This is a genomic window from Streptosporangium sp. NPDC050148 (genome assembly GCF_055586505.1).
In genome coordinates this window covers 14,764-36,672 of sequence record NZ_JBVJIA010000053.1, presented here as the reverse complement: position 1 = coordinate 36,672, position 21,909 = coordinate 14,764, and the positions used below count along the sequence as shown (strand labels likewise).

Genomic DNA, 21,909 nt, shown 5'->3' with positions numbered 1-21,909 from the left:
TCACTGTGGACCCACCCGTTTCACCGGTGGATCCTGGTGGGCGAGGAGGGATTTGAACCCTCACGTCCTTTCGGACACACGGACCTGAACCGTGCGCGTCTGCCGTTCCGCCACCCGCCCTTGTTGGGTGCGGTCGAAACATTAGCACGGATCAGCCGTTACCCATGAACCCGGATACGATCCTCCTAGATGCCAGAGCGGAGCGGCGGGTGCGAGAGAGCGAGGACGAGCCAACAAGCCCCCGAGCGACCGCGACCACATAGACGGATGAGGGGAGGTACCCGGTGGGAGTCCTTCAGCGTTTCGAGCGGAGGCTCGAAGGCTTGGTTGAAGGTGCCTTTGCGCGGGCGTTCAAATCTGACCTTCAGCCGGTAGAGGTCGCCAGTGCGGTCCAACGCGAGATGGACGAGCGGGCGGCGATCGTCGCCCAGGGGCGCACCCTGGTGCCCAACGACTTCGTGGTCGAGCTGTCCACGACCGACAGCGAGCGCCTGGAGGTCTACGCCGACAGCATCAGTCACGAGCTGGCCAACCTCGCCAGGGAGTACGCCAAGGAACAGGGCTACTCCTTCGTGGGGCCGGTCAGGGTCCGTTTCGAGATGGCCGACGACCTCGCGGTCGGCCTGTTCCGCATCCGCTCCGGCGTGATCCGCGGCGCGACGGTCGAGCAGGACGAGATCCGCACACCGGTGAGCGACGTGCCCCCCGGGAAGCGGCAGGCCTTCCAGGGTCGTCCCCGCCTGCTGGTCTCCACCCAGGACGACCCGCAGGGCCAGCGGTCCTTCGACCTCACGACCCCGGTGACCCTGCTCGGCAGGGGCACCGACTGTGATCTACGGCTGGTCGATCCGGGTGTGTCCCGGCACCACGCCGAGCTGCGAGTGGAGGGCCCCCAGGTCGCGCTGGTCGATCTCGGCTCCACGAACGGCACCTTCGTCAACGGCCAGCCGGTTCGCCGGGTCGAGCTCCAGAACGGCACTCGTGTCACGCTGGGGCGCACGACTCTGGTTTTCCGGCGCGATTAAAGGTAAACAGACGGTCCATGTCCGAGCTCACGCTGCTGCTGATCCGGCTCGCCTTCCTCGCGGTGCTGTGGTTCTTCGTGATTGCCGCGGTCGGTGTGATCCGGACAGACTTGTTCGGTTCGCGCACGGCCGTCGCCGTCCCCGCGCGCAAGGTCCCCAAGCCGGTGAAGCCCGCGGCCAAATCCAAGAAGGGGGAACCACGGCAGATGGTCGTCATCGGTGGTCCCCTCCAAGGCACCACCATCGATCTCACGGAGACGCCCATCACCATCGGCCGGGCGAACGACGCGACGCTGGTAGTCAGCGACGACTACGCCTCCAGCCGGCACGCCCGGCTCTTCCCCCAGGACGGTCAGTGGATCGTGGAAGATCTCGGCTCCACCAACGGCACGTATCTCGACCGCTCCAAAGTCACCCGTCCGACTCCGGTGCCGCTCGGTGTTCCGATCCGCATCGGTAAGACCGTCATCGAATTGCGCAAATGACCATCGCACTCCGTTACGCCGCCCGCTCAGACGTCGGCCTCCTCCGCGAAGGCAACGAGGACTCCGCCTACGCCAGCGGCCGCCTGCTCGCCGTCGCGGACGGCATGGGCGGCCACGCACACGGTGAGGTGGCCAGCTCGGTCGCCATCGCCGCGATGTCCTCGCTCGACGTGGACGCGCAGGGAGGTGACCTGCTCAGCGCCATCGAGGCGGCGGTACGCGACGCGAACCGCAGGCTGCACGAGATGGTGGGCCGGGATCCCAGCCTCAAGGGCATGGGCACCACCCTGACCGCCATGCTCTGGTCCGGTACGAGGGTCGCCCTGGTCCACGTCGGTGACTCCCGGGCCTACCTGCTGCGCGCGGGTGAGCTCTACCAGATCACCCACGACCACACCCTGGTGCAGTCGCTGGTGGACGACGGCCGGATCACCCAGGACGAGGCCGCCACCCACCCGCAGCGCTCGATCCTGCTGCGGGCGCTCGACGGCAGCGGCGAGGTCGACCCCGACCTGTCCCTGCGCGAGGCCCAGATCGGCGACCGCTACCTGCTGTGCTCCGACGGCCTGTCCGGGGTGGTGAGCGCGGAGACCCTGCACCACACGCTCTCCACGATCGACGATCCCGAGGGGGTGGTGCGGGCCCTGATCGACCTGGCCAACCGGGGCGGCGGTCCCGACAACATCACCTGTGTCGTGGCCGACGTGCTGGAGGTCGACGAGGGTTTCACGCCGCGTACCGAGGCCGCCGTGGTCGGCGCCGCCGGTTCCGGCGGGGCGCCGTCCGAACCGCCGGACACCCCGGCCGGCCGCGCCGCCGGGGCGGTCACCATGCCGCAACCGGTGATCTCCGACGACGACCCCGACGAGCCGGTCGTCAGGGCCGCGGCCCGACCCGTCCGACGCCGCCGGATGTGGCCCCTGCTGGCCGCGGCCGGCGGCGTCGTCGTGCTCGGGAGCGGCTTAGGCTGGTACTTCGGCAGCCAGTGGCTGGAGGACCAGTACTTCGTAGGGGCCAGGGGTAACGAGATCGTGGTTTTTCAGGGCGTGAAGACCAACGTCGGCCCCTTCGAGCTGTTCGACGTGGCCAAGAGCACCACGGAGTCGGTGTCGGCCCTTGGCGCGTTCCAGCAGGGTCAGGTGCGCGACGGCATCCCGGTGGCCGGGGTCGAGGCGGGCCTGAAGAAGATCGAGGAGCTCAAGACGACCGCCGCCGGATCCGGCGGCGCGAAGAAGCCGAGCGCCACACCCAGCGCCTCGGCCTCGCCCACACCCGTGAGAACCCCCGAATCCACGAGGTCACAGTAGAGACATGAGCACCCCTAGCGCCGAGCCCGTCCCGCTTCCCGCCAAACGGCGGGTGGCCCAGCTGGCGATGCTGGCGTTCGCGGTCGCCATCGTGATGCTGGCGTACGCCAATGTGGGGCTGGCGCTCGACAACCAGATCCCGTCGGGCATGCTCACCTACGGCCTGGGGCTGGGCGGCCTGATGCTCGCCGCCTACCTGGTGCTGGCGAGGTTCGCCCCCTGGGCGGACCCGCTGATCCTGCCGCTGGTGACGCTGATCAACGGCATCGGGCTGGTGATCATCTACCGGCTGGAGGCGTCCGGCATGAAGGGCGCCTCGGCCACCAACCAGCTGCTGTGGACGGCCGTCGGGGTCGTCATGTTCTCGCTGACGCTGATCGTGCTGCGCGACCACCGCGCGCTGCAGCGTCTGACGTACACGATGGGCGCGGTGGGCCTGGCCCTGCTGGTCGCGCCGCTGCTGCCGTTCATCGGTAGGGAGATCAACGGCGCCCGCATCTGGATCGGCGTCGGCGGCCTCACCCTCCAGCCGGCGGAGTTCACCAAGCTCGCCCTGGTCGTCTTCTTCGCCGGCTACCTGGTCGCCAAGCGCGACGTGCTGGCCCTGGCCGGGCGGCGGCTGCTCTTCATCGACCTGCCCCGGGCCCGTGACCTGGGCCCGGTCCTCATCACCTGGGGCCTCAGCCTGGGCGTGCTGATCCTGCAGAAGGACCTGGGCTCCTCGCTGCTGATCTTCGGCACGTTCATCGCGATGCTCTACATCGCCACCCAGCGCACCTCGTGGGTGCTCATCGGCATCCTGCTCTTCGTGGGCGGCGCGGTCCTGGCGGGGATGCTCTTCAACCACGTGCAGCAACGCTTCACGGTCTACCTCAACCCCGAGGACCCGGCGCTCTTCGACCAGGTCGGCGGCAGCGCGCAGCTCATGGAGGGCCTGTTCGCCATGGGCGAGGGCGGCATCCTCGGCACCGGTCTCGGCCAGGGCCACCCGTACGAGATCCCGCTGGCCTTCTCCGACTTCATCTTCCCCGCCGCCGGTGAGGAGCTGGGCCTGACCGGGCTGATGGCCCTGCTGATGGTCTACGCGCTGCTGGTGGAGCGCGGCCTGCGCACCTCGCTCACGGCCCGCGACCCGTTCTCCAAGCTGCTGGCCGGTGGACTGTCGTTCATCCTGGCCTGGCAGGTCTTCATCATCGTCGGCGGCGTGACCAACCTGATCCCGCTGACCGGTCTGGTCACCCCCTTCATGTCGCAGGGCGGATCCGCGTTGCTGGCCAACTGGATCCTCATCGCGCTGCTGGTACGCATGTCCGACACGGCGAGGAAGCCCCCGCCCCAGGCCATCCAGGACGAAGGAATGACGCAGGTGTTCCAGCGATGAACGGTCCCCTCAAGCGCGCCGCCTTCGCCTGCATGGTCATGTTCGGCCTGCTCATGATCAACGTGAACTACCTGCAGGCCGTGCGGGCGGACGACCTGCGCGCGAACGCGCGCAACGAGCGCAACTTCTACAAGCGGTACGAGGTCGAACGCGGCCGGATCACCGCGGGCGACAAGGTGCTGGCAGAGTCCTTCGACACCGGCGACCCCGAGTTCCGCTTCCAGCGGCGCTACCCCGAGGGCAAGATCTACGCGCCCATCACCGGGTTCTTCGCGCCGGAGAGCGCGCGCGACATGGAGGGCGCCAGGAACAGCCTGCTCGACGGCAGCAGCGCCGACCTGCTGATCCGGCGCAGCATCGACCTGTTCACCGCCAAGCAGTCCAAGGGGGCCAACGTCGACCTGACGATCGACCCCAGGGCGCAGGAGGCGGCCTACAAGGCGCTGGGCGACAGCGGCAAGAAGGGCGCGCTGGTCGCGATCGAGCCGGCGACCGGGGCGATCCTCGCCATGGTCTCGATCCCCACCTACGACCCGAACCCGCTGTCCAAGCCCGACAAGGTGGTCGTCAACAAGGCCTACACCAAGCTGGACAAGGACGAGGACAAGCCCCTGGTGAACCGGGCCATCGAGCGCACCTACCCGCCGGGCTCGACCTTCAAGGTGGTCACCATGGCGGCGTACCTGAACAGCGACGACACCCTGGGCCCGGACAGCCAGGTCGACGCCCCGCAGGTGCTCGACCTGCCCAACACCACCGCCGACCTGCCCAACTACGGCGGGGCGGCGTGCGGCGCCGGGCGCGTGACGCTCTCGTTCTCGCTGGAGAAGTCCTGCAACACCCCGTTCGGCAAGATCGCCATGGAGCTGGGCTACGACGCGCTGCGCGAGCAGGCGCTCAAGTTCGGCATCGGCGGCGAGCCGCTGGAGATCCCCCTGGCCGTCGCGGGCAGCAGCATCGGGCCCGAGGAGGACAAGGCCGCCCTCGCCCAGGCCTCGATCGGCCAGCGCAGCAACCAGATGACCCCGCTGCAGATGGCCATGATCGCCGCCGGGATCGCCAACAACGGCGTGGTCATGAAGCCGTACCTGGTGAAGAAGGTCGCGGACGCCGAGGGCAACGAGATCGAGGCCGCCGACCAGGACGTGCTCTCCACCGCGATGAGCGAGGACAACGCGCGCAAGCTCCAGGAGATGATGATCAACGTCGTCGACAAGGGCACCGCGAGCGCCGCGCAGATCCCCGGCATCAAGGTCGGCGGCAAGACCGGCACCGCCGAGACCGCCCAGGGCCGTGACCCGCACGCCTGGTTCATCTCCTTCGCCCCGGCCGAGAAGCCCAAGATCGCCGTCGCGCTGATCGTGGAGTCCGGGAGCGCCGGAAGCGACGCCTCCGGTGGTCAGACCGCCGCCCCGATCGCCAAGAGCGTGATGGAAGCGGTGCTGGGTAGATGACCGCGTTGCTCGGGGGCCGGTACCGCCCGCTGGGGCGTATCGCGTCGGGCGGCATGGGTGAGGTGTGGCGGGCCAGGGACGACCTGCTCGGCCGCGAGGTCGCGGTGAAGCTGCTGCGCGCGCACGTGGCCGAGGATCCTGAGTTCCGCAGGCGGTTCCGCTCGGAGGCGCGCATCGCGGCCGGGCTCTCCGACCCGGGCATCGCGCAGGTCTTCGACTACGGCGAGGCCGAGGGCGTCGCCTACCTGGTCATGGAGCTGGTTCCTGGCCAGTCGCTGGCGGGTATCCTGACCCGCGACGGCAGGCTGCCCCCCGAGGTCGCCCTCGACGTGGTGCACCAGACGGCCAGGGCGCTGCACGCGGCGCACAGCGGCGGGATCATCCACCGGGACATCAAGCCGGGCAACCTGCTGGTGACCGAGGCGGGCGTGATAAAGATCACAGATTTCGGCATCGCCCGGGTGCTGGAGGCCGCGCCGGTCACCCAGACCGGGATGCTGCTCGGCACCGCCCAGTACGTCAGCCCCGAGCAGGCGTCCGGTGAGCCGCTGACGCCCGCCACCGACATCTACTCCCTCGGCGTGGTCGCCTACGAGTGCCTGGCGGGACGGGCGCCGTTCACCGCCGACACGCAGGTGGCGATCGCCCTGATGCACATCGGCGAGCCGCCGCCCCCGCTTCCGGACGACGTGCCGCCGATGGTGCGCGACCTGGTCATGGCGTGCCTGTCCAAGGACCCGCTGCGACGGCCGGCCGGCGCCAGGGAGCTGTCGGAGCGGGCGGACGTGCTGCTCGACGCGCTGACCGCCTCCGGCACCACCGGCCTGGGCAGGCTCACCGACCCGGCGGGCTGGCGCGCAGAACCCGCCACCGAGTGGCCGCGCGAGGTCACCTCCTCGTCGCCCGCCGCCTCCACCGGCCCCGGGGTCCCTCCGGTGGTCCCCGGTGCGTACCAGGGGCCCGGTGCCGTCCAGGGGCCGGCGTCCGGGAACGCGTACCAGGGCCAGGGCTGGGGCGAGGGGCGGACCGGCTCCGGCGAGGCGCTGCCGGGCGCGTGGCGGCCGGCCACCGCCCCGGTCGCCCCGCCACCTGCGGGCGGGCGCCGTGGCAGGCGCAGGACGACGATGATCGTCGCCGTCGTGGCGGGGTGCGCCGCCGCGGTCGGACTGGGCACGCTGGCCGCCCGTGAGCTGGCGGACAGTCCCGGTGACAGCGAGCCGGGCCGGCCGGTCGTACGGTCGAGTCCGGCCACCGAGCCGTCCACGGCCCGGCCGGACAGGAGCACTCCCGCGGCGAGCAGACCGCCGGTCCCGCCGACGAAGTCGCGCCGACCCACGGTCACGCCGTCGGCTACGGTAAGCACATCGGCCACGCCCACCGCACGGCCGAGTACGTCGCCACCGTCCAGCCCGAGCCCGACGACTCCCACCGCCACGCCCACCGCCCCGACGGCGACACCGAGTGCAGAACCCAGTGCGACTCCCGACCCCGGCGACACGAACCCGCCGAATGAGGAGACGTGATGCGGCAACGGGTCGATGATGGACACCGGTGGCCCAAGAGCTCACCGGCACCCAAGATGAACGGTAAGGGACAGTGCAGGAAATGACTCAGCCCCGACGCCTCGGCGATCGCTACGAGCTTGACGGCGTCGTCGGGCGTGGCGGCATGGCCGAGGTCTATCGCGCCCGAGACATCCGGCTGGATCGGATCGTCGCCATCAAGACCCTCCGCGCGGACCTGGCCAGGGACCACATCTTCCAGGCGCGTTTCCGCCGGGAGGCGCAGTCCGCCGCGTCACTGAACCACCCGTCCATCGTCGCGGTCTACGACACCGGCGAGGACGTCTCCGAGGGCGCGCCGGTGCCCTACATCGTCATGGAGTACGTGGACGGGCGCACCCTGCGCGACCTGCTCCGGGCCGACCGGCGGCTGCTGCCCGAGCGCGCCGCCGAGCTGGTCGACGGGATCCTGCGGGCGCTGGACTACAGTCACCGCGGCGGCATCGTCCACCGCGACATCAAGCCGGCGAACATCATGATCACGCGCAACGGCGACGTCAAGGTCATGGACTTCGGCATCGCCCGCGCGATGGCCGACTCGGCCGCGACGATGACGCAGACCGCCCAGGTGATCGGGACCGCGCAGTACCTCTCGCCGGAGCAGGCCAGGGGCGAGCGGGTCGACGCCCGCAGCGACCTGTACTCCACCGGCTGCGTGCTGTACGAGCTGCTGACCGGGCAGCCGCCGTTCACCGGTGACTCGCCGGTCGCGATCGCCTACCAGCACGTGCGCGAGGACCCGATCCCGCCGTCGCAGATCGACCCCGACATCCCCCCGTGGGCCGACGCCATCGTGCTCAAGGCGATGGCCAAGGACCCGGCGCACCGCTACCAGAGCGCCGGGGAGATGCGGGCCGACATCCAGCGGGCGATGTCCGGCATCCCGACGGACGCCCAGACGACGACCATGGCCGCCGGGACCGCGGTGTACAACCCGGCCACCCGGACCATGCAGGCCCCGCCCCCCGGCGGCCCGGCCACCCAGCGCACCACGGCCGTCCCGGCGTACGAGTACGGCCCCGAAGGGGGCGGTCAGGGCGCGGCGGGCGGCGGGGAGCGCGGACGGCGCCGCCAGCAGTCCGGTGGCAACACCGCGGTGAAGACCGCGGCGTGGATCCTCATCCCGCTGCTGGTCATCGGTGCCTTCATCGGCGTGGGGTACATGTTCCTCAACTCGTCGGGAACCCCGGCCACCGGCGGCAAGGTGAAGATCCCCCCGCTGGCCTCGCAGAGCGCGGAGGTGGCGGCCAAGAGGCTCACCGACCTCCAGCTGACGGTGAAGACGGTCGAGGAGTTCGACGAGGAGGTCCCCGCCGGTGTCGTGATCGAGACCGATCCGGCCGCCGACACCGAGGTCGACAAGGGCGCCGAGGTGACGCTCAAGGTCTCCAAGGGCGTCGAGAAGCTCGAGGTGCCCGACGTGGTCGGCAAGACCGCCGAGGAGGCCCGGAGCATCCTCGAGGAGGCCGGCTTCGAGGTCACCCTGCAGTCCAAGGCCTCCAGCCGCAAGCAGGGGATCGTCTTCGAGACCGTGCCCGCGGCCGGGAAGAAGTACAACAAGGGGGGAAGCGTCCGGATCTACGTGCCCAAGGAGGCCGTGGAGGTGCCGGGGGTGACGAACCTCACGGTCAAGGACGCCAAGGAGACGCTCAAGCAGCTGGGCTTCAAGTGGAAGGTCGTCGAGCAGCCGAGCGACCTGCCCAAGGACACCGTGATCAGCCAGTCTCCCGAGCCCGGCGGCAAGTACCAGCCCGGTACGACGATCACGCTGGTGGTCTCCAGCGGTGAGCCGCCGCAGCCGACCGAGCAGCCGAGCCAGCCGACGGAGGAGCCGACCATCCCCGACGAGCCGACGGACCCGAACCCGGAGCCCACGGAGACCGACGACGGCACCATCCTCGACGAGGCGCCGCCGGACGGGAACTGACGTCCCGGCACCGATGACGAGGAGGACCCCCGCGCCCGCGCGGGGGTCCTCCTCGTTCACGGGGTACGGGCTCCGGAGAGGTCCGGGGGCGGGGATCGCGGAGTCGTTCACCGAGCGGGGGCCCGGAAACGGGGAAGAGCCCTTCCGCCACTCGGGGGCGATGGCGGAAGGGCTCTCACTGGTCAATCGTCCAGTAGGGGCCCCGCGTTACACCAATCTTTCGAGCCAGTTCCCGAGCAGCCGGTGACCGTGCTCGGAGATGACCGACTCCGGGTGGAACTGCACGCCCTCGACGGGCGCGGTGCGGTGCCGAAGGCCCATGACCACGCCGTCCTCGGTGACGGCGGTGACCTCCAGCGTCCGCGGGACCGTCCCGGCGAGCACCGTCAGCGAGTGGTAGCGCGTCATCGTCGCCGGTGAGGGCAGCCCGGCGAAGACACCGCGCCCGTCGTGCGTGATCGCGCTGGTACGGCCGTGCACGGGCTCGGGGGCCCGCGCCACGGTCGCGCCGTGGGCGACGGCGATGGCCTGATGTCCCAGGCAGACGCCGAGCAGCGGGATGCCGCGCTCCTCGCAGTGGCCGACCAGCGGGACGCTCACCCCCGCGTCCTCCGGCGTGCCGGGGCCGGGGCTGATCAGGACCCCGTCGAAACCGGAGGCGTCCTCGACCGCGACCCGGTCGCGCGGGCGCACGTCACAGGCCGCGCCGAGCTGCCTGAGGTACTGCACGATGGTGTGGACGAAGCTGTCGTGGTTGTCGACGACGAGGACGCGGCTCATCGGCCCACGACGGTCGGGTCGAGGGAGATGCGAGGTTCGATCCAGGGGAACACGAGGTACCAGAGTACGGCCGCGGCCAGCCCGGCCAGCACCACGGCGGTGAACACCCTGATCGCGAGGCTTCCGGGAAGCGCTCGCCAGATCCATCCGTACATGCGATTCCTTGTCCGGTTCTTGTGGGCCCGTCGTGCTTCGGGGCGTCCCGGCCGCCGGGTGGTCACGGTTCTCAGGTCATTCGGGGCGTTCGAGGCGGTCCCTGCGCTCGTCCAGTTCGCCGAAGACGATCAGCCGCTGGGCCGCCGAGTACTCCGGATGGCAGGTGGAGAGCGTGATCATCGCCTTGGCCGGCTTCCGTCCCGGCCGCCCGGGAACCGGTGCGATGACGTCCACCTCGGTGGGGTCGACGATCCGCTTGTCGGTGACCCGGTAGGTGTAGCGGGCCTCGCGGGTGTCCACGATCAGTGGATCCCCCGGCTGGAGCTCGTCGATGCGGTTGAACGGCGCGGCATAGGTCGTCCGATGGCCAGAAAGTACGAAATTACCGATTTTTCCGGGCATTGCGGTTCCGGGGTAGTGGCCCGGCCCCATCCGCAGCCGGTCCGGGTCGACCCCCTCCACCACGGCGTACCGGTAGTCGTCACCGAGTCTGGGGATCTTCAGCATCGCCACCGCACCGCCCAGCCGGATCGGCCCGAGAGCCGCCTTCTCCTTGTGGACGAACTCCCGTTGCAGCAGGATCTGCTGCCGGGCGGTGTAGGAACCGGTGCCCCAGAGAAGGTAGGCGCAGAAGAGCAGGACGACCAGGCCCGCGGTGATGCTCAGATCGCCCGCGACCCTCAGCATGGCTCTCATGGGGGCAGGTTAATCACGGCGATACCGTCCCGGCCGCGCCTGATCGCCGCCTCGGCGCAACATTTGCCACAGGATGGTGCCCCGCGGAATCGCCATGGCCCGTGCGCGCGGACTATCCTTACACGGAACTTCACCCACCAGCGACCACGCTGACCGACACGGCCTGCGCACGATCCGGATCGCGCAGGGTTGACGCAGGAGAAGAACCCCAGTGCCCAAGCCCAAGACTCGCAAGAAGCCGGTTTACACCCCGCCGCAGGCCTCGCAGCAGATCAAGGTCAGTCCGCGCTGGCTGGCGCCGGTCATGGTGACCTGCTGGATCGTCGGCATCCTGTGGATCGCCGTCTACTACGTGGCCCCCACCGCGCCGCTGTTCGGCACCCTGCAGAACTGGAACCTGCTGGTCGGATTCGCCTTCATCATCCTCGGCGTGATCCTGTCGACCCGCTGGCGTTGACGTTTTCCACAGGCGCCGTCCACACCCTGGGGAAGCATCAGGGTGTGGATCATCCCATGATCCCGAGCTCGGCCTGCACCGCGAACGGCGGCAGCCCGACGACCAGCGCCACCAGCACGACCAGGATCACCGCGCAGCCTCCCCACTGGACGGCGTTGCGGTTCCTGGCCGGGGCGAAGGCGAGGACGGCGGCCACCAGGGCGCCGGTGACCAGGCCGCCGAGGTGTCCCTGCCAGCTGATGCCGGGGATCACGAAGGTGAGCGCCGCGTTGATGCCGATCAGCCAGAGCACACCGCGGACGTCGTAGCCGAGCTTCCTGCCGAGCACGAACAGCGCGCCGAACAGGCCGTAGATCGCGCCTGACGCCCCGACCGCGGCGATGCCGAACAGGTAGATCGCGACGGATCCGCCGAGGGCGGCGAGCAGGTAGAGGGTCAGGAACCTGGCCGCTCCCAGGCGTCGCTCCAGCTCGGGGCCGATGGCGTACAGGGCCCACATGTTGAACAGGATGTGGGTCAGCGACAGGCCGCCCCGCCCCGGCGGCATGTGCAGGAAGGCGCCGGTGATCATCCTCCACCACTCGCCGCTGTAGGCGACCTCGTAGGAGTTCATCGCGAAGGCGGTCAGCACCTGGTCGGTCCGCACGATCTCCGCGACGTACGCCAGCACGTTGAGGATCAGCAGCGCCCAGGTGACCCTGGGCGTGGTGACCGCCCTGCCGCCGAACACGGCCTGCGCCTGGCGCATCCCCTTGCCGCCCTCGGCCACGCACTCGGGGCACTGGAAGCCCACCGCGGCGTCGCGCATGCAGTCGGGGCAGATGGGACGGTCACAGCGCTGGCAGCGGACGTAGGTCTCACGTCCCGGGTGGCGGTAGCAGGTGGGGACGACGGTGCCGGGCTCGTCGGACGGCTGGGTGGTCATGATGTGCGGCTGGCCCCTTCGAGCGTTCTGTCATCCACAGACTGCCAGCCTATGCAGGATGGCGGGCACCCGTGCGCCCGGTGGCGGACGCGTGTTCCCGGGAACGCCGGGAGCCCCGCCGCTGTTCCCCGGACCGGGCGGGCGGGCGGCGCTCCGGGACCGGGTGGGCGCCGCTCCCGGCACCGCACCGGGACCGGGCGGGCGCCGCTCCCGGCGACGGGCGGGCCCGGCCGCGGGAACGCGAACGGCGGCCTCCGGGGAGGCCGCCGGACGATGGATCAGCCCTGTACGCGCTCGATGGTCACCGACTCCAGCACCACCGGCTCGCTGGGACGGTCACGGGCGTCGGTCTCGGTCTTGGCGATGGCGTCGACGACGTCCTGGCCCTCGACGACCTCACCGAAGATGGTGTGCTTGCCGTTCAGGTGAGGGGTGGGCACCACGGTGATGAAGAACTGCGAGCCGTTGGTGCCGCGGCCGAACTGGACGCCGGCGTTGGCCATGGCGAGCAGGTACGGGCGGTTGAAGAAGAGGTCCGGGTGGATCTCGTCGTCGAACTTGTAGCCCGGGCCGCCGACACCCTGGCCCAGCGGGTCACCGCCCTGGATCATGAAGCCGGAGATGACGCGGTGGAAGATCGTGCCGTCGTACAGCTTGGCGGTGGACTTCTCGCCGGTCTCCGGGTGCACCCACTCGCGGGTGCCCTCGGCCAGCTCGACGAAGTTGCGCACGGTCTTGGGCGCGTGATCCGGGAAAAGCTGGACCTTCACGCTACCGCGGTTGGTATTGAGGTTCGCGATCAACTTCTCAGCCATGATCGGACTGCCCCCTTCAGGTCGTTGGCAATGCCTATGCAACGTATTGCTTTTGTGGCGCTTTGACGATTTCGGCCGCGACCGCAGGCCCGCAACCATCCTCCCATGGGTCGTCATGATTGAGGTGCCTTCGAGCGGGAAGGGGTGGCGGCGGGGCCCCAACGAATGGGGAGGTTGATTGTGCCTCTAGCAGTGTTTGGAAAGCGCCAGATGAAGATCGTGGCACCGGAAAGGTCGCTGCGCCACGTGAAGGCTCAGGCTGTCCGAGCCGCGGACCGGGTCGGCCCGATGGCCGACCAGGCCCGCGAAGCGGCGAGTCATGCCCGTGACGCGGCCAGCGAAAAGATCATCGTCGCCCGTGGGTGGGCGGCGCCGAGGCTCGACGCCGCCGCGCACTCGATCGAGGAGCAGCTCGCGCCGAGGATCAGCGCCGCGCTGTCCCAGGCCGCGGCGAGGATCGATCCCGCTCCCGCGAAGTCCAGGAAGTGGCCGATGCTCCTTCTGGTCACGGGCGTCGCGCTCGGAGCGGCGGGTTACGCGCTGTATCGCAAGAACGCCGACCAGTGGGCGGACACGCTCAAGGAGAGCGCCTCCGACGCGTCCCAGTGGGTGGGACAGAAGACGGAGGCGGCGGCGGCCGCGGTCCCCGAGGTGACGAGTGACGCCACCTCGAAGACCGGCGAGTCCAGCGGTACGAACGACTCCAGGGCGGAGCACACCTCCAAGACACAGCCCTGACGGTCGCGTACGCCGCAGCCCGAACGCGGCGTACGGCACGTCCGTGACGTACGGCCCGCACCATCACGATGGTGCGGGCCGTACTTCGTGCCGGGCCTCGCGCGGCCGGGCGTGCTCGGGACGGAGGGCGGGTCGCCTCGCGCCCGTGAATCCCGCGCCCATGCCCCGCCCCCCCGCGCATCCCGAATACGCGGGGCCCGCCGGACGTCGCGACGCCCCGCGGGGGTTCGCAGGGATCCGCGGGGTCACGGATGCGGACCGCGGGCCGGCCGGGTCACTCCCGCACGGATCTCACCGGCCGGCCCGCGGAGTCCTTCCGGAGTCGGCCCCCGTGGCCCTCCGGACGTCGGTGCGAGGTCACTTCTTCGTCGCGCAGGTGATGAGGGGCCCGTCACCGGAGAGGGCGATGTGGGTCTCGCTCTTCCCGTGCGCGACGCCGTCCTCGCCCGGAACCGGCGCGGCCTCCGCGAGCACGAAGTGCTCCCCCTTCTTGAGGGGTCCGGCCTCACCGGGCTCGGGCGTGGCCACGTGCGTCCTCTCCGGCCCCCTGCCCTTCTCCACCTTGTCGACCTTGTCGACCTTGTCCGGACGGACCATGACCGTGACGTCGGCCCCCTCGGGCACGGCCTTCGGGTCCACCGGCTTCGGGTCCCCCGGCTTCAGGTCCCCGGGCCTGAGGTCCTGCGACTTCATGGTCCCCGGCTTCGGGACGGCCCGGACGACCCCGTCGTCCCCGCGGCCCTCGGTGACTCCGCCGGTCCCGGTCCCGGGCCGGGCCGGAAGGGCGGGGACGGCGGGTATCTTCCCCGCCTTCTTCATCTCCTCGATCTCGGCCTCGGTGAACGCCTTCACCCTCACGGCCACCGCGCCGCCCCCCTCGCACGTGACGAGGACGGCGCCGTCCCCGGGGTCCGGCGTGCCGTCGGCGCTGGCGGCCCCGGTGAGGGTGGCCATCAGGGCTCCCGTCGTCACCAGGGTGGTGGCGAGCATACGGATACGCATGGGTCTCTCCTCATCGAGCGGGTCTGGAGACCACAGGTTCCCGTGCGCCACCTGAACCCAGGCTGAAGGCCGCGGAACGCGTCTTCAGGTTGGCTTTAGGTGGCATGCGGCACGCTGAGCGACATGCGCGTGCTGCTGGTCGAGGACGAGAAACGCCTGGCCCATCTGCTCAAGGAGGGACTGGCGGGCGAGGGCTTCGCCGTCGACGTCGCCCACGACGGCCGCGACGGGCTGTGGATGGCGACCGAGAACCCGTACGACGTGATCGTGCTCGACGTCATGCTGCCCCGGATGAACGGCTACACCCTGTGCGCCCGGCTCCGCGACGCGGGGAACTGGACGCCGATCCTGATGCTCACCGCCAAGGACGGGGTGCACGACGAGGCCGAGGCGCTCGACACCGGGGCGGACGACTTCCTGTCCAAGCCCTTCTCGTACGTGGTGCTGCTGGCCCGGCTGCGCGCGCTGGTACGGCGGGGCGGCACGGCCAGGCCGGTGTCCATCACGGTCGGCGACCTGACCGTGGACCCCGCGGGGCTGCGCTGCCGCCGGGGAGAGGTGGACATCCCGCTGACCCCCAAGGAGTTCGCGGTCCTGCACGGCCTGGCCCGCAGGCAGGGCGAGGTGGTCTCCAAGAGGGAGCTGCTGGCCCAGGCGTGGGACTTCTCCTACGACGGCGATCCGAACATCGTGGAGGTCTACGTGAGCGCGCTCCGCCGCAAGATCGACTCTCCGTTCGGCCGATCGTCGCTGGTGACGGTCCGCGGCGCCGGCTACCGGCTGGAGGCCTGAGATGGCGTCGCACCTGTCGGTACGGCTCCGGGCGACGCTCGCCGCCACCGCCATCGTCGCGATCGCGCTCGGCGTGGCCGCGGCGGTGCTCGTCGGGGTGCTGACCGGGAACCTGACCCGCAGCGCCGCCGGGGAGGCCGCCCGCCGCGCCGGTGCCACCGCCGACGTGCTCGCCACCGGTTCCGTGCGGGGCGACCTCGTGATGAGCGGCACCATCGGGTCCGCCGAACCGGCCGTCCTCGACCCCGACATCAAGGTCTTCGCGAAGGCCGTACGGCCGGGCCCGGTCCTCTCCACCCGCATGTCGGACGGCGTCCCGCCCCCCGGAGCGAAGGGCGGGACCTTCACGACCCTCGTGGAGAGGGTCGTCCCGGCCGAGAAGGACGAGATGACGCGGTGGGCGCCCGGCGAGTCCTTCGCCGTGGCCACGATGCCGGTGGACACCGCCGAGGGCGTGCTGCTCGTACAGGCACGGGCGTCGCTGGAGCCGGCCGAGAACGCCCTGGGGGCCCTGCGCGGCCTGCTGATCCCCGGCATCCCCGCGCTGCTGCTGCTGGTCGCCGCCCTCACCTGGCTGGCCGTCGGCCGGGCGCTGGCGCCGGTCTCGGCCATCCGCGCGGAGATGGCCGACATCACCGCCAGCGACCTGCACCGCAGGGTCCCGGTGCCGCGGGCGCGCGACGAGGTCACCCGCCTGGCCGAGACCATGAACCGCACGCTCGACCGCCTCGAAGTGGCCGTCGGGCGGCACAAGCGCTTCGTCGCCGACGCCGCCCACGAGCTGCGCAGCCCGCTGGCCGTCCTGCGGACCCGCCTGGAGCTGGCCCCGCCGGGACCGCTGGCGGCCGAGGCGCTGACCGACGTGGAACGGATCCAGGCGCTCACCTCCGACCTGCTGCTGCTCGCCCGCCTGGACGCCGGCGAGCCGGTCCACGCCGAGGAGGTCGACGCCGGCCAGGTCGTCGCCGAGGAGGCGGCGCGGGCGCGGCCCAGGCCGGAGATCGAGGTCGGGCTGGAGGTCGCGGCCGACGCGGTGGTGCTCGGCTCCGCGGGACAGCTGCGCCGGCTGGTCGCCAACCTGGTGGACAACGCGGTGCGCCACGCGGCCTCGGCCGTCGTCGTCCGGCTGGCCGCCGAGGGGGACGAGGTGGTGCTCGACGTGCGCGACGACGGTCCCGGCATCCCCGCCGAGCACCGCGAGGCGGTCTTCGACCGGTTCACCCGCCTGGACGAGGCCAGGGACAGGGACGCGGGCGGCTCCGGCCTCGGGCTGGCCATCGCCAGGGACATCGCGGTACGGCACGGCGGCGGCCTGCGCGTGGTCGCCGGATCCCCCGGGGCGTGGCTCCAGGCCCGGTTCCCGGCGAGGGAACCGGGCCCGCCCCGCTGAGCGGGGCCGTACTCCCGCGCGGGGCCGTACTCCCGCGCGGGATCGGAACACCCGCTCTTCGCACGACCCCGCACGGATCGGCCCGTACGGGATCACGCCCCCGAGGGGGTCAGAGCAGGCGCGCGGGGCAGCCCAGCTCGTCGCCGATCCGCCGGAGCCCGTCGGCGAACCCGGCGCGGGTGTCCCGCCGGAACCCGACGAAGAAACGGTTGGCGAGCGGGACGCCCCATCTCCAGCGGTTCGCCACGTTGCGGACCCGGTGGGTGACGAGGGTCCCCTCCGGGTGCGGGGCGACGGTGTACTCACCGCGGTACCACCAGCCGCCCTGGACGGCGATGGTGTCCCCGCCGTTCCCGGTCACCTCGACGGTCATGGCGTGTGCCGGCGTGCTGAGGGTGAACCGCTCCGGCCCGCCCGAGACGACGCCGCCGTGCGCGGTGAGCAGCCAGAGGTTGTCCCGGCCGACCGGTCCGGGACGCACGGTCAGCAGCAGCCGTCCCACCTCGCCGGGCGGGGCCCCGACCACCCCGGCCGCCTCGAACAGCGGGGCGGGCCTCACGGCGAGGTCCGGCGGGTGTTCTGGAAGGAGGTGAACCTCCAGGCGTCGTCGCGTACGGCGACCAGGGTGACGATCGAGTCCCGGGCGGGGTCGGGCGGGGCGTCGGCCCCCGCCAGGGCGCCGGTGGAGATCACCACGGCGACGTCGGGCCGTACCCGCCTGACGTCGGCTCCGCCCTCTCCCGAGGAGAGGCCCGTCAGGCGCGAGCCCTTGAGCGGTCCCTCGAACAGGGCGCGGTGCGCCTCGGTGACGGCCTGGCGGCCCGTCAGGCGGAGCCCGAAGAAGGTGATGTAGTCGGCGTCCTCGGTGAACAGGTCGCCGTAGGCGTCGGCGTCGCCCGCGTTCCAGGCCGCGGTCAGGCGGTCGAGCAGATCGCGGATCTCGGCGTCGGCGGATGTGGGGGTGGGCATGGGTCTTCTCCTCGCGATGGGCGAGGGGCCTATCCTTGGAGTTCTGGAGTCCGGGACGGCCGCCTCGCGGTCGGTTCGGTGTCTTCTCCGCCGGCCGGGTGTTGGCGCACCCGGCCGGCGCTCACGGCCGCGGGTCGGCGGCCCTTTCGTTCACGTGCGGTCTTTCCGGTCGTCGGTACGCGCGTTCCGTTCCCCTTTCCCGGTTTCCGGTTCCCGTTCCGGTACGCGGGACCGGCCGGGCTCCCCGCCGGAGCCGTGGGACCCGGTCGGTCCCGCGTCCACGCCGGTCCGGCCGAGCAGCTCGCGGTTGCCGGGGTCGTCCCAGGTGATCTCGCCCGACTCCAGCCGGGCCAGGAGGCCGCGTACCCAGCCGAGCTCGGCCGCGCGCAGGGCGCGCTCGTACTCGACCTCCAGCAGCAGCACGGGCGGCAGCCCGCTCCCGGTCAGCCCCCGCAGGCTCTCGTCGGCCGTGACCACCCTGCCCTCCAGGGTGGCGGCCCTGCCGCGCAGCGCCCGTTCCACCTCGATCGGGGGCAGGCATCCCGCCATGGAGAGCGCCGCGGTGAAGGCGAGGCCGTCCGGCCCCACCTCCTCCAGCGACCGGCGCAGGCGGGTGGCCAGCTCGGCCCTGCCCTCGCCGGTCAGCTCGTAGACGGTGCGCTCGGGCCGCCGCCCCTCCCTGCCGGTGCTGACGGGCACGATCAGCTCGTCCCTGACCAGCCGGTCGACCGCGTGGTAGAGGCTGCGCGGCAGGCCGGTCAGGTAGTCCTTGTGCGTGTCCACCACGAACCGGTGCATCTCGTAGGGATGGCTCGGTCTGACCGAGAGCAGCGCGAGCACGGTCAGCCCGGCCAGATCCGCTCCCCGTGCCATGACCGCTCCCGTCGACACTCTAGTGCGAAATTCCTTATGGCGTTTTGCACTATAGCAACATGCCTGTGAGCCGTACAAGACAGGAGTCTCGTACGACTCACAGGACGGATCCGGTCGCCCCCGGGCGGACGGTCAGCGGGTGGTGAAGTCCGGTTCCCAGGTCTTGTCCGCCACCTGGTTGTTCTCCCGGTAGCCGGACAGGGGCACGGCCTCGCCGCCGTTCAGGCCGACCAGGAGCAGCCGGTTGCGGAACTCGCCGCCCACGCAGTCGTTCTCGCCCTTCCTCTCGCAGGCCCAGACGATGAGACGCTCGTCGTCCGCCCACGCCACGGCCTGTTCGATCCAGTACCCGGGGGCCGCGTTGAACGGGACCGTGCTCCCCGTGGTCAGGTCCCGGACGCCGACGATCGCGCTCCGGTCGGGACCGTCGACGGCCAGGCGCCTGCCGCCCGGCGAGAGGCCGGCCTGCTGGTAGGTGTGGGCCTCCTCTGACGGCGCGGCCTGGGCGTTGCCCCGCAGGTCGTAGTACCTCTTCATCGGGGACCCGCTGGAACTGTGCTCCCAGACGAGCGTGCCGTCGTCCGCCCAGGAGAGATCGCTACGGGTACCCATCTCGTCGGGATGATGCGGCAGGCCCTGGAAGGTGGACCGGCCTTCCGCCAGCTCGACGACGGTGAAGCCGATGCGGCTGGGTGCCGACGTCTGCTGCGTGCCTTCCTCGACGACGTAGGACTCGTCGGGGTTCGCGGAGTAGTTCGTGAGCAGCAGCCTGGTCGCGTCCGGAGACCAGTACACGGACGCGGCGGGACGATCCAGGGTGATCCAGTGGACCTCGGTCCCGCGCCCGGTGAGAACCCCCACCCGGCTCGCGGGCACCGTCTCCAGGAACGCCGCCGCCCTTCCCCCCCTGGCGACGTCGAGCCAGGCCCACGGGGTGGGCTCGTAGCGGCCCAGCTCCCGGTCGTAGCGGTGCCAGGTCATCTTCCTGACCTGGCGGTCCTCGGAGATCTTCTCCTCGGCCCAGGTGTAGTAGGAGTAGGCCGCCGCCCTGCCCGCGGCGACCAGGGTCTCGGGGGGCGAGGAGTCCGGGTCCGCGGCGGTCTCGGTGGACGGGTCCGGCTCGGCGACCACGACCGTTCCCCCCCTCCGGTCGTCCCGCGGCTCCTCTCCCCGGACCAGTGCCGGGACGGTGACCGCCGCCACGACGACGCTCGCGGCCGCCCCCGCGGCCACCGCGAACGTCCGCGTCCGGGCCCACCGCCGCCGCCGGAGAGCGGATCCGGCCAGGTCGCCGGACGGCACCCGGGCCTGCTCCGCCCACTCCCTGAAGGTCTGCCTCACCAGTTCGTCGATGGTCATCTCGTCACTTCCCCGAAGATCGTGTGCGGCCCCTTCAACTCGGGTGCGAGGTGGCGCAGGCGGGCCAGGGAGCGGTGGGTCGTGCTGCGGACCGTGCCGACCGAGCAGCCGAGGATTCCGGCCACCTCCGCCTCCGGGAGGTCCTCGTAGTAACGCAGCACCAGTACCGCCCGCTGCCGGGGTGTGAGCCTGGCCAGGGCCTCGCGCATGACGATGCGCAGATCCGTCCCCCGCGTGCCGTCCTCCACGGCTCCCTCCGGCAGGTCGGCGACCACGGTCTCACCGCGCCGCCGCCACCACGACACCTGCTGGCGGTACATCACCTGCCGGACGTACGCCTCGGGCGTCTCCACCCGTTTCCACCGGGCGACCGTCCTGACCAGCGCGGTCTGCAGGAGATCCTCGGCCGCGTGCTGGTCGCCCCCGGTCAGCAGGAAGGCCAGGCGCATCAGCGCGGGAGAGCGCGCCGAGACGAACTCGCGGAAACGTCGCTCCTCTGCGGCGTCCACGATCACCTCCACTTCGTGTCGTCCCCCTGTAGACGCGCCGGGAGGGTCGCCGCTATGCCTCCCCGCGCGAACGACCTTCCCCGGGGAGCGTCTTCCGCGCGGACGGCCTTCGTACGGACGGCCTTTCGCGCGGACGGCCTTCCGTGTCGGCGGCCTTCGTACGGACGGCCTTTCGTGTCGGCGGCCTTCGTACGGACGGGACGGACGAGAGGGGCGGCGGGCCGGACGATATCCGGATGCGCCCCCACGAAGCGGGAGGAAGAATGCGGGGTGGCGGGGCGGGGCACCCCGCTCGCCGCGAGACCGCCCCACGGGAAGGACACCGGACACGGTGCGGAACATCGTCGCGCGCCCCTACGAGGGCCCCGCCGACCTGCGCAGGATGCAGGATCTCGTACGGGCCGCCTGGCACCCCGCCGCCAGGCCGCACGTCGGCGGTCTCGCGTGGAGCCGGTTCCAGCACGTGGGCCGGGAGGCGGAGTGGCCGACCGTGCTCTGGGAACGCGGCGACGAGACGCTGGCCTGGGGGTGGGCGACGCCTCCGGGCGAGCTGGAGCTGTTCGTGCATCCCGGGCACGCCGAGCTGGCCGGCGAGGTGCTCGCCTGGTTCCACGGGGTGGTCTCCCGGAGCGGGACGACCGGGACGGCCGTGACGATCCTCGCGGGCGAGGAGGAGCTCGCCGCGACCCTGGTCCGGCACGGATACCGGCCCGGACCGGCGGACGCGCCCTTCCTGCTGCGCATGGCGCGCGACCTGCGCGACCTGCCGGAGCCGGAGGTGCCGGCCGGTTTCACCGCGCGGCACGTGCGCGGCGAGGAGGACGTGGCCGGGAGGGTGGCCGTCCACCGGTCGGCGTTCGCCCCCTCGTCGGTCACCGAGGAGAGCTACCGGAACGTCATGCGCGCGTGGCCGTACCGGCCGGAGCTGGACTGCGTCATCGAGGCGCCGGACGGCCGCCTGGCCGCGTACTGCCTGATCTGGCCGGACGAGGTCAACGGTGTCGGGGAGCTGGAGCCGGTCGGCACGCACCGGGACTTCCGGCGGATGGGACTGGCCCGCGCGGTCTGCCTGCACGCGCTGCACCGGCTCGGGCGGACGGGGGCGGGAAGCGCGATCGTCCACCCCCGGGGGGACGCGGGCCATCCGGTGCCCGCCCGGCTGTACGAGACGCTCGGCTTCCGGGCCGTCGACCGGACGGTCCGCTACACGCGGCTTCGATAAAGCGCGTGCGCCTTTCTCGATACGACATATCCCCCTTGTATTGAAAATTCCCCTACGGCGATCATGAGATCGCACGCGGCCTTAT

23 protein-coding genes and 1 tRNA gene are annotated in these 21,909 nt (G+C 71.3%); 12 read left to right on the top strand and 12 right to left on the bottom strand.

Features of this window, described 5'->3' with window-relative positions; genetic code table 11:
- Positions 1 to 34: 34 nt before the first annotated feature.
- Positions 35 to 120 (bottom strand) — tRNA-Leu (locus ACZ6RT_RS35700).
- A 164-nt stretch (positions 121 to 284) separates the two neighbouring features.
- Here ACZ6RT_RS35700 and ACZ6RT_RS35695 point away from each other — a divergent pair.
- From ACZ6RT_RS35695 to pknB, 7 genes are all read left to right on the top strand, one after another.
- Entirely contained in the window at positions 285 to 1,025 is a 741-nt protein-coding gene (locus ACZ6RT_RS35695; RefSeq protein ID WP_344892191.1) for a DUF3662 and FHA domain-containing protein, read from the top strand.
- Between the two features lie 17 nt (positions 1,026 to 1,042).
- On the top strand, positions 1,043 to 1,510 hold the full coding sequence (locus ACZ6RT_RS35690; protein WP_399190484.1) for an FHA domain-containing protein FhaB/FipA: 468 nt from the start codon (positions 1,043 to 1,045) through the stop codon (positions 1,508 to 1,510).
- On the top strand, positions 1,507 to 2,817 hold the full coding sequence (locus ACZ6RT_RS35685; RefSeq protein ID WP_399190482.1) for a PP2C family protein-serine/threonine phosphatase: 1,311 nt from the start codon (positions 1,507 to 1,509) through the stop codon (positions 2,815 to 2,817). Before ACZ6RT_RS35690 ends, ACZ6RT_RS35685 begins: the two co-directional genes overlap by 4 nt.
- 4 nt (positions 2,818 to 2,821) lie before the next feature.
- Entirely contained in the window at positions 2,822 to 4,198 is a 1,377-nt protein-coding gene (locus ACZ6RT_RS35680; RefSeq protein ID WP_399190480.1) for an FtsW/RodA/SpoVE family cell cycle protein, read from the top strand.
- The gene (locus ACZ6RT_RS35675; protein WP_399190478.1) at positions 4,195 to 5,652 is read left to right on the top strand and encodes a peptidoglycan D,D-transpeptidase FtsI family protein; all 1,458 of its coding nucleotides are present in this window, start codon (positions 4,195 to 4,197) and stop codon (positions 5,650 to 5,652) included. Before ACZ6RT_RS35680 ends, ACZ6RT_RS35675 begins: the two co-directional genes overlap by 4 nt.
- Complete coding sequence (locus ACZ6RT_RS35670; protein WP_470158404.1) at positions 5,649 to 7,175, top strand: serine/threonine-protein kinase; 1,527 nt, start codon at positions 5,649 to 5,651, stop codon at positions 7,173 to 7,175. Before ACZ6RT_RS35675 ends, ACZ6RT_RS35670 begins: the two co-directional genes overlap by 4 nt.
- An 82-nt stretch (positions 7,176 to 7,257) precedes the next feature.
- The gene (gene pknB / locus ACZ6RT_RS35665) at positions 7,258 to 9,141 is read left to right on the top strand and encodes a Stk1 family PASTA domain-containing Ser/Thr kinase (RefSeq protein WP_470158403.1); all 1,884 of its coding nucleotides are present in this window, start codon (positions 7,258 to 7,260) and stop codon (positions 9,139 to 9,141) included.
- Positions 9,142 to 9,348: 207 nt separating this feature from the next.
- Here the strand turns inward: pknB and ACZ6RT_RS35660 are convergent, their stop codons facing one another.
- The 3 genes from ACZ6RT_RS35660 to ACZ6RT_RS35650 form a co-directional block, all read right to left on the bottom strand.
- The gene (locus tag ACZ6RT_RS35660; protein WP_399190472.1) at positions 9,349 to 9,921 is read right to left on the bottom strand and encodes an anthranilate synthase component II; all 573 of its coding nucleotides are present in this window, start codon (positions 9,919 to 9,921) and stop codon (positions 9,349 to 9,351) included.
- The gene (locus ACZ6RT_RS35655; RefSeq protein WP_470158401.1) at positions 9,918 to 10,076 is read right to left on the bottom strand and encodes a hypothetical protein; all 159 of its coding nucleotides are present in this window, start codon (positions 10,074 to 10,076) and stop codon (positions 9,918 to 9,920) included. Before ACZ6RT_RS35655 ends, ACZ6RT_RS35660 begins: the two co-directional genes overlap by 4 nt.
- Positions 10,077 to 10,152: 76 nt before the next feature.
- Complete coding sequence (locus tag ACZ6RT_RS35650; RefSeq protein ID WP_399190469.1) at positions 10,153 to 10,773, bottom strand: class E sortase; 621 nt, start codon at positions 10,771 to 10,773, stop codon at positions 10,153 to 10,155.
- 211 nt (positions 10,774 to 10,984) lie between these two features.
- Here ACZ6RT_RS35650 and ACZ6RT_RS35645 point away from each other — a divergent pair, with 211 nt between their 5' ends.
- Positions 10,985 to 11,230 carry a cell division protein CrgA gene (locus tag ACZ6RT_RS35645; protein ID WP_399190467.1) on the top strand — a complete coding sequence of 82 codons (246 nt, stop codon included), beginning with the start codon at positions 10,985 to 10,987 and terminating at the stop codon, positions 11,228 to 11,230.
- A gap of 49 nt (positions 11,231 to 11,279) precedes the next feature.
- On the opposite strand, the gene ACZ6RT_RS35640 is transcribed toward ACZ6RT_RS35645, so the two are convergent.
- Together ACZ6RT_RS35640 and ACZ6RT_RS35635 are read right to left on the bottom strand one after the other, a co-directional pair.
- Positions 11,280 to 12,155 carry a rhomboid family intramembrane serine protease gene (locus ACZ6RT_RS35640; RefSeq protein WP_399190465.1) on the bottom strand — a complete coding sequence of 292 codons (876 nt, stop codon included), beginning with the start codon at positions 12,153 to 12,155 and terminating at the stop codon, positions 11,280 to 11,282.
- A 278-nt stretch (positions 12,156 to 12,433) separates the two neighbouring features.
- Positions 12,434 to 12,970: a peptidylprolyl isomerase gene (locus ACZ6RT_RS35635; protein WP_344892225.1), complete on the bottom strand. Its 537-nt coding sequence runs from the start codon at positions 12,968 to 12,970 to the stop codon at positions 12,434 to 12,436.
- Positions 12,971 to 13,216: 246 nt separating this feature from the next.
- Here ACZ6RT_RS35635 and ACZ6RT_RS35630 point away from each other — a divergent pair, with 246 nt between their 5' ends.
- Complete coding sequence (locus ACZ6RT_RS35630) at positions 13,217 to 13,708, top strand: hypothetical protein (protein WP_470158399.1); 492 nt, start codon at positions 13,217 to 13,219, stop codon at positions 13,706 to 13,708.
- Between the two features lie 357 nt (positions 13,709 to 14,065).
- On the opposite strand, the gene ACZ6RT_RS35625 is transcribed toward ACZ6RT_RS35630, so the two are convergent.
- Positions 14,066 to 14,710, bottom strand: coding sequence for a hypothetical protein (locus ACZ6RT_RS35625; protein WP_470158397.1), 645 nt, complete (start codon positions 14,708 to 14,710; stop codon positions 14,066 to 14,068).
- Between the two features lie 123 nt (positions 14,711 to 14,833).
- Between ACZ6RT_RS35625 and ACZ6RT_RS35620 the strand changes: the two genes are divergently transcribed.
- Complete coding sequence (locus ACZ6RT_RS35620; protein ID WP_344892234.1) at positions 14,834 to 15,502, top strand: response regulator transcription factor; 669 nt, start codon at positions 14,834 to 14,836, stop codon at positions 15,500 to 15,502.
- Position 15,503: 1 nt separating this feature from the next.
- Complete coding sequence (locus ACZ6RT_RS35615) at positions 15,504 to 16,892, top strand: sensor histidine kinase (RefSeq protein WP_470158396.1); 1,389 nt, start codon at positions 15,504 to 15,506, stop codon at positions 16,890 to 16,892.
- Positions 16,893 to 17,001: 109 nt separating this feature from the next.
- Here ACZ6RT_RS35615 and ACZ6RT_RS35610 read toward each other — a convergent pair whose 3' ends face one another.
- The 5 genes from ACZ6RT_RS35610 to ACZ6RT_RS35590 all read right to left on the bottom strand — a co-directional run bounded on the left by ACZ6RT_RS35610 (position 17,002) and on the right by ACZ6RT_RS35590 (position 20,602).
- The gene (locus tag ACZ6RT_RS35610) at positions 17,002 to 17,451 is read right to left on the bottom strand and encodes a hypothetical protein (RefSeq protein WP_470158395.1); all 450 of its coding nucleotides are present in this window, start codon (positions 17,449 to 17,451) and stop codon (positions 17,002 to 17,004) included.
- Positions 17,448 to 17,861 (bottom strand): SgcJ/EcaC family oxidoreductase, encoded by a 414-nt coding sequence (locus ACZ6RT_RS35605; RefSeq protein ID WP_470158393.1) that lies wholly within the window; start codon positions 17,859 to 17,861, stop codon positions 17,448 to 17,450. Before ACZ6RT_RS35605 ends, ACZ6RT_RS35610 begins: the two co-directional genes overlap by 4 nt.
- 150 nt (positions 17,862 to 18,011) lie before the next feature.
- The gene (locus ACZ6RT_RS35600) at positions 18,012 to 18,734 is read right to left on the bottom strand and encodes a PadR family transcriptional regulator (RefSeq protein WP_470158391.1); all 723 of its coding nucleotides are present in this window, start codon (positions 18,732 to 18,734) and stop codon (positions 18,012 to 18,014) included.
- A 132-nt stretch (positions 18,735 to 18,866) separates the two neighbouring features.
- Positions 18,867 to 20,093 (bottom strand): TolB-like translocation protein, encoded by a 1,227-nt coding sequence (locus ACZ6RT_RS35595; RefSeq protein WP_470158389.1) that lies wholly within the window; start codon positions 20,091 to 20,093, stop codon positions 18,867 to 18,869.
- Positions 20,090 to 20,602 carry a SigE family RNA polymerase sigma factor gene (locus ACZ6RT_RS35590; protein WP_399190448.1) on the bottom strand — a complete coding sequence of 171 codons (513 nt, stop codon included), beginning with the start codon at positions 20,600 to 20,602 and terminating at the stop codon, positions 20,090 to 20,092. The genes ACZ6RT_RS35595 and ACZ6RT_RS35590 overlap by 4 nt, the downstream gene beginning before the upstream one ends.
- Before the next feature lie 331 nt (positions 20,603 to 20,933).
- Here ACZ6RT_RS35590 and ACZ6RT_RS35585 point away from each other — a divergent pair, with 331 nt between their 5' ends.
- Positions 20,934 to 21,824 carry a GNAT family N-acetyltransferase gene (locus tag ACZ6RT_RS35585; RefSeq protein WP_399190446.1) on the top strand — a complete coding sequence of 297 codons (891 nt, stop codon included), beginning with the start codon at positions 20,934 to 20,936 and terminating at the stop codon, positions 21,822 to 21,824.
- Positions 21,825 to 21,909 lie beyond the last annotated feature (85 nt).